We start from the raw sequence: 11,998 nt of genomic DNA on the forward strand, positions 1-11,998 counted from the left end.
GAGGTGCCAGCGCGCACGGGGGTGCAGCCGCTCGGCACCAGGGGGCGGGCATGGCGTTGGAGGCGCACCAGCAGGTGTTCGTCGACGAGGGGGTCATCGTCCGTCGCCGACTGCTCGCCACACTCGATCGCGCGACGCGGCGACCGGTGACGCTCGTCGCCGCACCGACGGGGTACGGGAAGACGACCCTGCTGCGCCAGTGGGCGGACGAGCACGCGCCGGACGCCGCGTGGCTCGACGGCAGCGGCACCCGGCCCTGGGAGACGGCGACCAGGGAGCTCCACCGCGGGCGCCCTGTCGTCATCGACGACGCCCACCTTGCGGGGTGGGGCCCGTCGTTCACCCGCGCGTGCGAGGCGGCACGGGTGGCGGCGCCCCTGGTGCTGGTGGCACGCCTCGACCCTCTGGTCGCCCTCCATCCTGCTCGTCTGGCGGGGCGTGTCTCGGAGGTCCGGGCCGGCGAGCTCGCCTTCACGGTCGGCGAGGTGGCCCGCGTCGCCAGCCGCTCAGGGCGTCGGCTCGACCACGAGCAGGCCCAGGCGCTGCACGACCAGACCGATGGCTGGCCCGCCGGTGTCCGTCTCTGCGCCACCCAGGATCCGGTCGCCCCCACCCCGACCGGCGCCTATTCGCCGACAGGCAGCTATCTCCTCGCGCACGTGCTCGACACCCTCGACCCTTCGCTGGTCGACTTCCTGCGGACCACCGCCGTACCGGTGCGGTTCGACACCGACCTCGCCGCCCGTCTGTCCGGACGAGAGGATGCGGCGGCGGTGCTCGACGAGGTGACGCACCGCGTGGGCTTCGTCTCGGTCGACGGCGAGACCGGTCTTTTCCGCTATCACCAGCTCCTCCGGCAGCTGCTTCTCAGCGAGGTGGAGCGGCAGTCGCCGGGCCGGCTCCCCGGTCTCCACGACGTAGCCGCCCGGTGGTCCGCGGCGCGAGGTGACGCTCGTGCGGCGGCCGCGCACGCCCTGCATGCTCGCTCCTGGGACATCGCCGTCGACTGCGCGGTGGCGCTCGCGTGCACGGCTCTCGGTGACGGCGACTGGACGTCGTGCGACCAGGTCATCGACGCCGTTCCGGAGGTCGAGGTCCTCGCAGACGACCGGCTGCGCGTGCTCGCGGCCGTGCAGGCGCTGCGCGCCGACGACGTGCTCCTGAGCCGTCAGAAGCTGGGCGAGGGCAGGGGCGCGGTCGGCCGGAGCATCACCTCCGAGCGCCTGGAGGTGTTGCGGCGCCTGTGCCTGGCGCGCCTGGCACTGATCGACGGCCACGTCACCGACGCCGCGGCTGCTCTCGGCAGTCCCCAGCCTCGCCTCTCCGAGGGCGGCTCGTCGCCGCACTCCCCGGCCGCGGCGCTGCAGGCCACGTGGGCCTCGACCTACGGCCTGCTGATGACGCTCCGCGGAGACACCGGTGGCGCCGCGGGCCATCTGGCGACCGCCCGCCACGTCAGTCGTGGCGAGCTTCCCCTCTCGGAGGCTCGCGAGGCGGAGGTACGGATGTGGTCTGCCGTCGGCAGGGGAGATCCCGCTGCCGCCGACGCATCGATCGCCCTCCTCCGCGCGGCCGCCGACGATACGGTGCCGGGCGCGACGGCGGTTGTCGACGAGTGGCTCGCGATGGAGCGCGGAGGCGCGACGGTGCCAACGCACCACGACGCGCTCTCGTCCGACCCACCCCTTGGCCTTCTCCCGGTGCGGTTCCTGGAGGCCTTCCACCGCACCGTCGCCTCGCGCGCGAGCGACGGGCCGCCGCCCCGGGACGTGCTCCTCGGAGAGCTCCCAGATGGGTCAACCTGGCTGGTGGCGCGGCACACGGCGCTCGCCGGGGTCACCAGGCTGCTGGCTCAGGGCGACGCGGCCGCGGCGACGGCCGCCGTCGACCGAGCAGCCGAGCACTGCTCGGTGCTGGACCGCACGCCGTACGACCTGTGGATCGCAGCGACCTCCGTGCTGCAGCGGCCCCGCCGCGAGGCCGCGCCGGACGAGCTCGAGGTGGTCCTCGCCGACGAGGTGGAGGTGCCGGAGGATCTGGCGGTCAGGATCGCCGCGACGGCTGCCGTCATCGAGCTCGCCCAGGGCCCCTCTGCGCGGGGCACGGCGTTCCTCCGGCGTGCGCTCGTGAGCACGGAGAGGCACGGTTGGCGACGCCCGTGGCGCGAGCTCGGCACGTCCGCCATCGAGATGCTGACCGCCGAGCGCGCCCGCCGCGGCACGAACGGCCCGCTGGTGGCTCGGCTGCTCGTCGAGCTGCGCGACGAGCGCCCTGGGAACAGCCTCGGCCTGGTGGTCGCCCTCTCATCCCGCGAGAACGAGATCCTGCAGTACCTGCCGACGGCGATGGACCAGTCCGACCTGTGCGAGGCCCTGTTCATCTCGCGCAACACCCTCAAGACGCACTTGCGCGCGATCTACCACAAGCTGGGCGTGGAGTCGCGACGCGAGGCGGTCCTGAAGGCCCAGCAGTGCGGGCTGCTGTGAGTGGGAACATCTCGCCCGCCAGGGGTGAACCGTCACCGCCTCGTGTCCCGCACACTGAGGCCATGGCCCGGGACGGTTTCGCGTCGTCGTACGAGGTGGTCGTCGAAGGTGGGGCGGCGTCTGAGAGGGTCGCGGCGGAGCTCGTGCGTCGCGGGCTCGAGATCGCGCCGCGCGGCGACCACCTGGTGCTGCGGGGCGACTTCGCCGACCTGGCCCAGCTCAACGCTCTGCTCTTCGCCCTCGACGACCTCGGCCTCGCGCTGGTCTCCGTCCGACAGCTCCCGTGACCGACCGCGATCTCACTCCGCCGGGGTGGGGGAGCCCGTCATGAGTGCGCCGGACGAGGAGTTGGCGCGCCTGCGCGCCGAGGTCGACGAGCTCCGCGCGCGCCTGAGCGCGTCGCCGCCCGGCACCGACGAGCGTGAGGCCGACCACGGACGCGCCGGCTGGTGGCGCACCCCGCTGGTGACCGTGCTGGTCGTCCTCGGTGCTCTCACCGCTCCCCTGTCGGTGGTCGCCACCTGGGCGCACGACGAGATCGGGGACAGCGACCGCTACGTCGAGACCGTCGCCCCGCTCGCCACCGAACCGGCGATCCAGGGGGCGATCGCCGACGCCGTGACCACGGTGATCGTCACCAATCTCAGGATCGAGGACGTGACCTCCGACGCGCTCTCGGCGCTCTCCCAGCAGAGCTTCATCCCGCCGCGCGCCGCTCCGCTCCTTCCGGCGCTCGCCGTCCCGTTGTCCAACGCCGTCGAGCAGTTCGTCCGCGACACGGTCGAGCGTGTGGTCGAGTCGGACGCCTTCGAGGAGGCGTGGGTCACCGCCAACCGCAGGGCGCACGAAAGCGCTGTCGCCGTCCTCACCGGGAAGGGCGCAGACCGGATCGCGATCCAGGATGGTGAGGTCAGCGTGAACATCGGGTCGATCGTCGAGACGGCGAAACAGCTCCTCGTCGACCGCGGGTTCGCCCTTGCCGAGCGCATCCCGGAGGTCGACGCGACCTTCGTCCTCTTCGCGTCCGACGACATCGGCCAGGCCCAGACGTGGTTCAGCTGGCTGGAGACGTCCGCACGTGTGCTCCCCGTCCTCGGCCTCGTCCTGCTGGCCACCGCGGTCCTCGTCGCGCGCGACCGACGGCGCGCGCTGCTCGCGGCGGCACTCGCGGTCGCCGTCTCGATGGTCCTGCTTGGCCTCGTGCTCAACCTCGTGCGTCCGCTCTACCTCGACGCGGTCCCGGACGACGTCCTACCCGCCGAGGCGGCTGCGGTGGTCTACGACCAGCTCATCGGCTTCATCCGCACCGCGTTGCGGGCGGTCTTCGTCGTCGCCCTCGCGGTCGCGGTCACGGCGTTCCTGCTCGCGCGTGCCGGCCCTGGGGCAGCGATCCGGACCGGCGCTGCCGGGCTCGCCGCCCGCCTGCGCGAGCGCAGCGGGATCCGGCGCGGCCCGGTGGCGACGTTCGTCGCCACCTACCGCAACGGCGTCCGCGGCGCCGTGGTCGGCATCGCGGTCCTCTGGTACGTCATGCTCGACCACCCGACCGGCGGAAGCGCGCTGCTCATCGTCGTTCTTGCCGTCCTCGGGATCGTCGTCTTCGAGGTGGTGGCCGGACCCCGCACCGCTGCCCCTGTAGTCACCGACCCTGTCAGCTCGCGTCCGCCTCCCCCGCCGTCTCCACCGACGGGCTGACCTCGAGGAGCTCGACGCCCAGCTCTTCCAGCGCCTGGAGCGCCCCCATCAGCTCGGCCCGGTCGCGGAACGTGCCGCGGAGCGACACCGGCCCCTCGGTCTCGACGCGCAGCCGCAGGGCCGCCAGCACAGCGACGAGCGCCTCGCTCAGATGTCCCCGCACCACGATCTCGAAGGAGTTGGGGCGACTGGGCGAGGCGCTCGTCATGGCGGGCTCCGTCAGCTCTCGAAGTCTGCTGAGTAGGCCGTCAGTGCCCAGATCACCACGACGTCGAAAGCGATGATCACGACGGCCCAGATCGGGTAGTAGGGCAGCCACAGGAAGTTGGCGATGATCGAGAGGATCGCGATGCCGATACCGGCGCCCCGCGCGAACGCGTTGCCCGACATGATCGCGAACGCGATCACGATCAGCAGCACGCCGAGCACCAGGTGGATCCAGCCCCACGTGGTCGTGTTGAACGCGTAGACGTAGTCCTGGGTCCGGACGAGCACGTCGTCCTTGGCGATGGCAGCGATGCCCTGGAAAATCTGGACGAAACCGACGATCGCGAGCATCGACGCCGCGAAGATCGTGATGCCCTGTGCCCATGGGTTGCTTGCCGCGTTGCGGGTGGACATACGTGTCTCCTTCGTGAGGCGGCGGCCACCCCGCCGCATGACCTCAGCCTGTCGGCGCACCGGCGGGACAGCATCACTCCCGTGGGGTGATTCGCTCCCGGCCCGGCACCGGGAGGTTCGAGCGTTCAGCCGTTGAGGATCCTGGCCTTCTGCGCTGCGAACTCCTCAGGCGTCAGCAGGCCCTGCTGCTGCAGGGCGGCGAGGCGCTCGAGCTGGCTCACCGCGTCGGTGCCGCCCGACTCGGCGGGCGCGCTGGGCCTGCCACCGGTCAACGGCGGCGCTGCCAGCAGGGCGTGTGCCAGTGACGCCGCTCCTCGATGCCCGACGCGCTCAACAGACCCGGCTCGAGCGGCCAGACGACCACGTGCGGCGTGGCGGGCCGGATCTGCTGCGAGCAACCGGGGCAGACGTAGGTCTTGGTCGACGACGAGCCGGTGATGGACCGGACCACCCAGTCACCGTCCGTACGCTCCTCGACACGCTGGTTGCCTCCGTTCAGAGGCGGGGCTGCACCGCGAGGACCACGAGGCGTACGGCGGCGGCGCGACATGAGCCCAGGGTACGGGCCGGCCGCACGGGGACGGCCGGCCCGCACGGGTCAGCGGCGGGCGTACTCGCGGAACCCGCGTCCCGTCTTGCGACCGAGGTATCCGGCCGTCACGAGGTGCTCGAGCAGCGGCGCCGGCGCCCAGGCCGGCTCGCGGAACTCCCGGAAGAGCGTCTGCTCAATCGCCAGCGACACGTCGTTGCCGACCACGTCGAGCAGCTCGAACGGTCCCATCGGCAGGCGGCAGCCGAGCTTCATCGCGACGTCGATGTCGTCGGCGGTCGCGTAGTGCGCCTCGAGCATCTTGACCGCATCGTTGAGGTACGGGAAGAGCAGCGCGTTGACGATGAAGCCCGCACGGTCGCCGCACGAGACGGCGTGCTTGCCGACGTTCGCACAGAGCGCGGTGACCGTCTCGGTGACGTCGTCGGCGGTCGCGACCGTGGACACGACCTCGACCAGCTTCATCACCGGCGCGGGGTTGAAGAAGTGCATCCCGATGACGTCCTGCGGACGGTCGGTCGCCGACGCGCAGGCGATGACGGGGAGCGACGAGGTGGTCGTGGCGAGGATCGCGCCCGGCTTGCAGATGCGGTCCAGGTCGCGGAAGAGCTCGAGCTTGACGTCGAGGTCCTCGGCGATCGCCTCGACGACGATGTCGACGTCGGCCAGCGCCTCCCGCTCGGTGCTGCCGGTGAGCCGGGCGAGGATCTCGGCCTTCTGGTCCTCGCTCGCCCGTCCACGCGAGATCGCCTTGTCCATCGACTTCGCGATCGCAGCGCGGACGCCGTCGACCTTCTCGGTCGTACGGCCGACGTAGACCACGTCGTACCCGGCCTTCGCGAAGACCTGGACGATCCCCGACGCCATGGTGCCGGTGCCGACGACGCCGACCAGGCCGATCTCGCGCCGCAGCTGCGGCGCAGCGTCCGACGACGGCGTCGTGGCGTCCGCGACGACCTCGGAGGAGTACGGCTCGGCGTAGGTGTAGAAGCCGCGGCCCGACTTCCGGCCGAGCAGCCCGGCCGTGACCATCTGCTTGAGGATGGGGGCGGGAGCGTGGACACGCTTGCGGTCCTGGAGGTACATCGTCTCGAGGATCTCGTACGCGGTGTCGAGCCCGATGAGGTCGAGCAGCGCGAGCGGCCCCATCGGGTAGCCGCAGCCGAGGCGCATGGCCGCATCGATGTCCTCGCGCGTGGCGTACTGCGCCTCGTACATGGAGGCGGCGTGGTTGAGGTAGGCGAACAGCAGCGCGTTGGCGATGAAGCCCGCCTTGTCGCCGACCGTCACCGGGCTCTTGCCCAGGCGCTGCGCGAGCGCGACCGCGTCCTCGACGACGTCCGGGGCGGACACCACGGTGCGGACGACCTCGACGAAGTCCTGGACCGGCGCGGGGTTGAAGAAGTGGAGACCGACGACGCGGCTCGGGAGCTTGGTGCTCGACGCGATCTCGGTCACCGACAGCGCGGACGTGTTGGAGGCGAGGATGGCGTCGTCGCGCGCGATCTTGTCGAGCTGCTGGAAGACGTCGATCTTGACGTCGAGCTGCTCGACGACCGCCTCGACCACGAGGTCGGCCTCGGCGAGCGCCGTGAGATCGGTGGCGTAGGAGATGCGGCCCAGGAGTGCGTCGCGCTCGGCCGTCTCGAGCTTGCCGCGCTCGGCGGCACGTTGCGTCGAGTGCTCGATGGTCGAGCGCCCGTGCGCGAGCGCTTCCTCGTCCCGGTCGATCCCGAGCACGGTGATGCCGTTGCGGGCGAGAACCTCCGCGATGCCGGCACCCATGGTGCCCAGGCCGACGACTCCGACAGTGTTGATCTCGCGCGCCACGGGAGGCTCCTGATGCTCTGGGACGTAAGTTACTGGCAGGTTACTACCGGTCATCCGGAGTCTGGCAGGCATGGGCATCTCCGCGCCGTGACTCAGGTCACGCCTGGCCTGTGGAGTTCCGGGCCGGAGCACGTCCCTGCCCCTAGCATGGCCTGATGCGCCGCCTCGACGAACCTCCCCGCCGCGCCCCCGCCATCGCCCTCGCCCTTCTCCTCGCGCTCGCCGGCTGTGGCGACGGCGATACCACCAGCGGGTCGGCCGATCAAACCTCCGCGTCGCCGGAGCCGCCGGCCACCGAGACGACCGCGACCGCTTCCAGCAGCACGCCCACGCCGACCACGGCCACCACGCCAGCACCGTCGCCGACGGCCAGCGCTCCCTCGACTCCCAGTGCCGACGAGCTCTCCGCGGCCAAAGCGGGTCGCGGGCCGGTCGGAGTCTGGCGCAACCGTGATCTCCAGTGGGTCCTGCGGATCAAGAAGAGCGGTCGCTTCGTCGACGACTTCGCCGGAGTCAAGAACATCCGCTCCGGCACGTGGCGCCTCAAGGGCAAGCGGGTCGTCCTCAAGGGCGGCGACGGCATCACCACGCGCGGCAGGCTGCGCGCCAAGACCTTGACGATCAAGGGGACGGTCCTCGTCCGCGTCCGCTGACGTCCAGGCTCCGCCGGCCCCTGTAGGTTGTCCGGGTGCGACTCGTCATTGCCCGCTGCCAGGTCGACTACGCCGGGCGTCTCACCGCCCATCTCCCGATGGCCACACGGCTCATCCTGGTGAAGTCGGACGGCTCGGTCTCGATCCACTCCGACGACCGGGCCTACAAGCCCCTCAACTGGATGAGTCCGCCCGCCGCACTGCGCGAAGGTAAGACCGAGGACGGTGCGATCGAGTGGACCGTGTCGGCAACCAAGTCCGACGACACCCTCCGCATCCTCATCGAGGAGATGCTCCACGACTCCAGCCACGACCTCGGTGTCGACCCCGGTCTCCAGAAGGACGGCGTGGAGAAGCACCTCCAAGAGCTGCTGGCCGAGCACCCCACCACCCTCGGTGACGGGATGTCCCTCGTACGCCGGGAGTACATGACGGCAATCGGTCCCGTCGACCTTCTGTGCAGGGACCCCGGCGGCGCGTCGGTCGCGGTCGAGGTCAAGCGGCGCGGCGAGATCGACGGCGTCGAGCAGCTCACCCGTTATCTCGAGCTGATGAACCGCGATCCTCGCCTCGCGCCCGTCCGTGGGATCTTCGCGGCGCAGGAGATCAAGCCACAGGCCCGAACGCTCGCCCTCGACCGCGGGATCGAGTGCCGGGTCGTCGACTACGACGCCCTGCGCGGGATCGACGACCCGTCGCTTCGCCTCTTCTAGGACCCGGTCTGGTTCGAGGACGTGTCTCAGGAGCCTCGATCCGGTAAGCAGGAGACATGATCCGGATCGAGGTCGTCCAGGGCGACATCACGACCGTGCGCGCCGACGCGATCGTCAACGCGGCCAACAGCTCGCTGCTCGGGGGTGGAGGCGTCGACGGCGCGATCCACCGGGCCGGCGGGCCGGAGATCCTCCAGGCCTGCCGTGAGCTTCGCGCAACCACGCATCCTGACGGGCTCCCGACCGGGGAGGCTGTGTCCACGACCGGCGGACAGCTTCCTGCGCGGTGGGTGATCCACACGGTCGGCCCGGTGTGGTCGCGCGAGCAGGACCGTACGCCGCTGCTGCGGTCGGCCTATACGAGAAGCCTCGCGGTCGCCGACGAGCTCGAGGCGCGAGTCGTCGCCTTCCCGCTCATCTCGGCCGGCGCGTACGGCTGGCCGCTCGACGACGCGGTGGAGGTCGCGGTCTCCTCGCTGCGCGAGGCGACGACCGAGGTCGAACGCGTGGTGATGGTCGCCTTCGGCGCCGCCCCCGAGCGGCTGTTGCGCGGCGCCGTCGACTGATCCGTGCAGACGGCTACGGCTACGGCTACGGCTGCGGCTGCGGCTGCGCGCTGGGTCGCGGCTCAGCCGTCGTTGCCGGGACCGGCGTCGGGGCCTTGCTGCCGTACCCGCTGCACGTTCTCGAGCGACTCCCGGAGCTCGTCGAGCCACGTGTCGGCGTGCTTCTCGACCAGACGCACGCACCAGGCGAGGGCCTCGCTCCTGCTGCGTGCGACCCCGCCCGCGATCAACGTGTCGAGGACCTGCCGCTCGGGCTGGCGAAGTCGCGTCATCACGGGCGAGGCGAGGTGCGTGTAGAGCGCGCGGGTGCCGTCGCACTCGACGCCCCACGAGACGGTCCGGTCGAAACGGTGCTGAGCCTCCCGGGCGATCTCCATGCGGTCGGCGCGAGTACGCTCCCTGAACTCCCGGACACGGCCTTCCACGGCCCCACGGCGCTCCGCGTCCGAGGCGCCGGCGTCAAGCGCCGGGCCCGGAATCTCGCCGATGACGACGATCTCCTCGCGATCCACGGTCACACCGACGAGCCTCTCGAACAGGCCGTCGGGAAGCCTCCCGGCGAACCATCCACGAATCTCATCCACCTGCTGCTGCGTAATCATGTAATCAGGCTTACGCCGATGCTTTCCCACACGCAACGCTTGTCCGCTCTCCGCAGACGCTCGGGCTACCGGCCGAAGGGTGGGTGTCAGCAATCTCCTTCGACGGGTGGGGAGGATCGCTAGCATCGCTCGACGTGTGGACCTACCGCGGCGACGAGCCGACCGTCATCCAGTGGCTCGGCAGCATCCGGCTCGGCCACGAGGCCCACCGGATTGCCGCGAAGGCGGTTCGACGACGCCACCGCGCCCTCGCGCTGGTGACCGTGCTGGTCGCCGTACTGGCCGCCGCAGCCGCGTTCACCGCCGCCCTGGGGACGAGCCGCACCTGGCTGCAGGTCAGCGCCGGCACGCTAGCCGCCCTCGCCGCCGCCACCGCCCTGCTGCACGCCGTGGCCGACGACGCCGACGTCATCGCCGCGCACCAGCGCGCCGCCGCCGAGTACGGCGATCTGCGACGCCAGCTCGAGCAGGCCATCCTCTCCGAGCGGATCACCGACGACCGCCTGGCCGAGATCCGTCACGAGTGGACCCGCATCGAGGCGCGCGCGCCCAGCCTGTCCCACCGCACGACGCGACGCGCCGACGACCAGTTGCGCCCGGGCGCGCACCTCCCGGTCCCGGCGTCGGCCACCGACGCCCCGCACGGAGGGGTGCCCCAGACCGAGATCGACGACGAGCCCGTCAAGGAGCTCACCGCAGGCTGATCCGTACGCGCCGATCAGCCTGCGGACTCCGCCAGGTCGACGACCTCCCGCGCGCAGCCCCACGACAGCGTCACCCCGGCGCCGCCGTGGCCATAGCAGTGGACGACCGGGCTCGCCCCATCGCGCTCCTCCCGCTCCACACGCACGCTCGGCCGTGCCGGCCTCAACCCGACCCGTACGCCCAGCACCGGGGCACCCTGGAGCTGCGGCACCACCGCGCCGGCCCGCGCGAGGATGGCGGCAGTGTCAGCGTCGCGCGGTGCGAGGTCCCACACGTCGAGCTCGCTCGTGCCGCCCACGACGACGTCCTCGCCGCGAGGGACGACGTACGTCAGACCGCTGGGTCCGTCGGCGAGGAGCACGTCGTCGACGCCCGGCACCGGCGCCAGGCGTACGACTTGACCACGGATCGGCACGGTCGTCGGGTCCGCGGCGAGGAGGCGACTCCCGAGTCCGGAGGCGTTCACGACCACGTCGGCCCCACGTGGCAGCGCGGGCAGCGCCATCCGCGTCAGCGTGCCACCGTTCTCGGCGAGCCGGCGTACGAGGTAGTCGAGATAGGTCGGCATGTGGGCCACGAGACCGTCGAACGCCCACCCCGCACCGAAGCCCTCCGGCACCTCGGCGAGCGTGTGGAGCGAGGGGACCGCGTCGGCCCACCAAGGGCGAGAGGCGGGATCGGCGACGAGCTCGGTCGACCGCCGTCTCCTCACCCCTGACGAACCGGGGAGCGCCGCCATCACCTCGTACGTCCGTCGCGACCACTCGAGCACGCGGTCGGCCGGGTGCACGAGAGAGGGGTGCCAGCAGGCGGCGGCGATCGCGGACGTGGTCTCCTGCGGCAGGTCGCGTGCGAGCACGTCGACCTGGTGGCCACGCTCGGCCGCCACCACGGCGCAGGTCAGCCCCGTGACCCCGGCTCCCACGACCAGCACACGCACGCGCCCACCCCCGGCGTCAGGCTCCGGCGACCGGTGGGGCCGTGGGATCGGCCGCCTCCGGCTTCTCCTCGCGCGCCACCCAGTGCTCGATGGCCTCGAGGTCCTCAGAGGAGCGCGTGACGACGGCGAGAAGGTCGCTCATCTTGGAGTTCTCCTCCACCTGCTCCTTGATGAACCACTGCATGAACTGGTCCGAGGCGAAGTCGTTCTCGTCTCGCGCCACCCGGGTCAGCTCGTTGATCTGCTCGGTGACCCGCTTCTCCTGGGCCAGCGCCAGCGCCACCGGCGCGACGACATCGGCGAAGTCGTTGGTGGGATCGGCGACGCCCGGGATGCGTACGGGGGCGTCCGCGTCGAGCAGGTACTGCACCATCATCATCGCGTGGTCGCGCTCCTCGACGGCCTGCTGGAAGAACAGCGACGCCATGCGGGGCATGGTGAGCCCGTCGTAGTAGCAGGCGATCGCCACGTACTGCTGATGCGCCGCGAACTCGTGACCGACCTGCTCGTTGAGCAACGCCGCGAACTTCTCCGATGCCATGACTGCACTCCTCGCTGCGGCCTCCGACCCTCTGTCGTCTGCCTCACCCCCGACGCTAGTGCGAGCGGGAGCGGGCATCCAGCAAGGACTGGCTAG

The 11,998-nt window shown here is 71.4% G+C and carries 15 protein-coding genes; 7 read left to right on the forward strand and 8 right to left on the reverse strand.

What is annotated here, in order from left to right:
• The first annotated feature begins 50 nt into the window (after nucleotides 1-50).
• From KV097_RS11520 to KV097_RS11530, 3 genes are all read left to right on the forward strand, one after another.
• The gene (locus KV097_RS11520; RefSeq protein ID WP_220365933.1) at nucleotides 51-2,486 is read left to right on the forward strand and encodes a LuxR C-terminal-related transcriptional regulator; all 2,436 of its coding nucleotides are present in this window, start codon (nucleotides 51-53) and stop codon (nucleotides 2,484-2,486) included.
• 62 nt (nucleotides 2,487-2,548) lie between these two features.
• Nucleotides 2,549-2,773 (forward strand): hypothetical protein, encoded by a 225-nt coding sequence (locus KV097_RS11525; protein WP_220365934.1) that lies wholly within the window; start codon nucleotides 2,549-2,551, stop codon nucleotides 2,771-2,773.
• Nucleotides 2,774-2,813: 40 nt separating this feature from the next.
• Nucleotides 2,814-4,181 (forward strand): hypothetical protein, encoded by a 1,368-nt coding sequence (locus tag KV097_RS11530; protein WP_220365935.1) that lies wholly within the window; start codon nucleotides 2,814-2,816, stop codon nucleotides 4,179-4,181.
• Here the strand turns inward: KV097_RS11530 and KV097_RS11535 are convergent.
• The 5 genes from KV097_RS11535 to KV097_RS11555 all read right to left on the reverse strand — a co-directional run bounded on the left by KV097_RS11535 (nucleotide 4,138) and on the right by KV097_RS11555 (nucleotide 7,182).
• The gene (locus KV097_RS11535) at nucleotides 4,138-4,389 is read right to left on the reverse strand and encodes a hypothetical protein (protein WP_220365936.1); all 252 of its coding nucleotides are present in this window, start codon (nucleotides 4,387-4,389) and stop codon (nucleotides 4,138-4,140) included. The two genes, KV097_RS11530 and KV097_RS11535, sit on opposite strands and share 44 nt — an antisense overlap.
• A gap of 11 nt (nucleotides 4,390-4,400) precedes the next feature.
• The gene (locus tag KV097_RS11540) at nucleotides 4,401-4,802 is read right to left on the reverse strand and encodes a hypothetical protein (protein WP_220344080.1); all 402 of its coding nucleotides are present in this window, start codon (nucleotides 4,800-4,802) and stop codon (nucleotides 4,401-4,403) included.
• A gap of 125 nt (nucleotides 4,803-4,927) precedes the next feature.
• Nucleotides 4,928-5,074 carry an SHOCT domain-containing protein gene (locus KV097_RS11545; RefSeq protein ID WP_220365937.1) on the reverse strand — a complete coding sequence of 49 codons (147 nt, stop codon included), beginning with the start codon at nucleotides 5,072-5,074 and terminating at the stop codon, nucleotides 4,928-4,930.
• On the reverse strand, nucleotides 5,071-5,352 hold the full coding sequence (locus KV097_RS19280) for a hypothetical protein (protein WP_255559418.1): 282 nt from the start codon (nucleotides 5,350-5,352) through the stop codon (nucleotides 5,071-5,073). Before KV097_RS19280 ends, KV097_RS11545 begins: the two co-directional genes overlap by 4 nt.
• Nucleotides 5,353-5,400: 48 nt before the next feature.
• On the reverse strand, nucleotides 5,401-7,182 hold the full coding sequence (locus KV097_RS11555; RefSeq protein ID WP_308289407.1) for a 3-hydroxybutyryl-CoA dehydrogenase: 1,782 nt from the start codon (nucleotides 7,180-7,182) through the stop codon (nucleotides 5,401-5,403).
• 155 nt (nucleotides 7,183-7,337) lie between these two features.
• Between KV097_RS11555 and KV097_RS11560 the strand changes: the two genes are divergently transcribed.
• Genes KV097_RS11560 through KV097_RS11570 form a run of 3 tightly spaced genes read left to right on the forward strand, consistent with a single transcriptional unit; the run spans nucleotide 7,338 to nucleotide 9,114 of the window.
• Entirely contained in the window at nucleotides 7,338-7,835 is a 498-nt protein-coding gene (locus tag KV097_RS11560; RefSeq protein WP_220365939.1) for a hypothetical protein, read from the forward strand.
• A gap of 35 nt (nucleotides 7,836-7,870) precedes the next feature.
• On the forward strand, nucleotides 7,871-8,548 hold the full coding sequence (nucS, locus tag KV097_RS11565) for an endonuclease NucS (protein WP_220344076.1): 678 nt from the start codon (nucleotides 7,871-7,873) through the stop codon (nucleotides 8,546-8,548).
• A gap of 56 nt (nucleotides 8,549-8,604) precedes the next feature.
• On the forward strand, nucleotides 8,605-9,114 hold the full coding sequence (locus tag KV097_RS11570) for an O-acetyl-ADP-ribose deacetylase (RefSeq protein ID WP_220344075.1): 510 nt from the start codon (nucleotides 8,605-8,607) through the stop codon (nucleotides 9,112-9,114).
• 62 nt (nucleotides 9,115-9,176) lie between these two features.
• Here the strand turns inward: KV097_RS11570 and KV097_RS11575 are convergent, their stop codons facing one another.
• Entirely contained in the window at nucleotides 9,177-9,698 is a 522-nt protein-coding gene (locus tag KV097_RS11575) for a hypothetical protein (RefSeq protein WP_301022350.1), read from the reverse strand.
• A gap of 152 nt (nucleotides 9,699-9,850) precedes the next feature.
• On the opposite strand from KV097_RS11575, the gene KV097_RS11580 reads away from it, so the two are divergent.
• Nucleotides 9,851-10,420 (forward strand): SLATT domain-containing protein, encoded by a 570-nt coding sequence (locus tag KV097_RS11580; protein ID WP_220365940.1) that lies wholly within the window; start codon nucleotides 9,851-9,853, stop codon nucleotides 10,418-10,420.
• A gap of 14 nt (nucleotides 10,421-10,434) precedes the next feature.
• On the opposite strand, the gene KV097_RS11585 is transcribed toward KV097_RS11580, so the two are convergent.
• Entirely contained in the window at nucleotides 10,435-11,361 is a 927-nt protein-coding gene (locus tag KV097_RS11585) for an FAD-dependent oxidoreductase (RefSeq protein ID WP_220365941.1), read from the reverse strand.
• A gap of 16 nt (nucleotides 11,362-11,377) precedes the next feature.
• Complete coding sequence (locus KV097_RS11590) at nucleotides 11,378-11,902, reverse strand: ferritin (protein WP_220344071.1); 525 nt, start codon at nucleotides 11,900-11,902, stop codon at nucleotides 11,378-11,380.
• Nucleotides 11,903-11,998 lie beyond the last annotated feature (96 nt).

Origin of the sequence: Mumia sp. zg.B17, assembly GCF_019550915.1 — a bacterium.
GTDB lineage: Bacteria > Actinomycetota > Actinomycetes > Propionibacteriales > Nocardioidaceae > Mumia.

Excerpts from the sequence above, each read along its gene's own strand:
- KV097_RS11520 (WP_220365933.1), top strand. The coding sequence starts at position 51 with ATGGCGTTGGAGGCGCACCAGCAGGTGTTCGTCGACGAGGGGGTCATC.
- KV097_RS11525 (WP_220365934.1), top strand. The coding sequence starts at position 2,549 with ATGGCCCGGGACGGTTTCGCGTCGTCGTACGAGGTGGTCGTCGAAGGT.
- KV097_RS11530 (WP_220365935.1), top strand. The coding sequence starts at position 2,814 with ATGAGTGCGCCGGACGAGGAGTTGGCGCGCCTGCGCGCCGAGGTCGAC.
- KV097_RS11535 (WP_220365936.1), bottom strand. The coding sequence starts at position 4,389 with ATGACGAGCGCCTCGCCCAGTCGCCCCAACTCCTTCGAGATCGTGGTG.
- KV097_RS11540 (WP_220344080.1), bottom strand. The coding sequence starts at position 4,802 with ATGTCCACCCGCAACGCGGCAAGCAACCCATGGGCACAGGGCATCACG.
- KV097_RS19280 (WP_255559418.1), bottom strand. The coding sequence starts at position 5,352 with ATGTCGCGCCGCCGCCGTACGCCTCGTGGTCCTCGCGGTGCAGCCCCG.
- KV097_RS11560 (WP_220365939.1), top strand. The coding sequence starts at position 7,338 with ATGCGCCGCCTCGACGAACCTCCCCGCCGCGCCCCCGCCATCGCCCTC.
- KV097_RS11570 (WP_220344075.1), top strand. The coding sequence starts at position 8,605 with ATGATCCGGATCGAGGTCGTCCAGGGCGACATCACGACCGTGCGCGCC.
- KV097_RS11590 (WP_220344071.1), bottom strand. The coding sequence starts at position 11,902 with ATGGCATCGGAGAAGTTCGCGGCGTTGCTCAACGAGCAGGTCGGTCAC.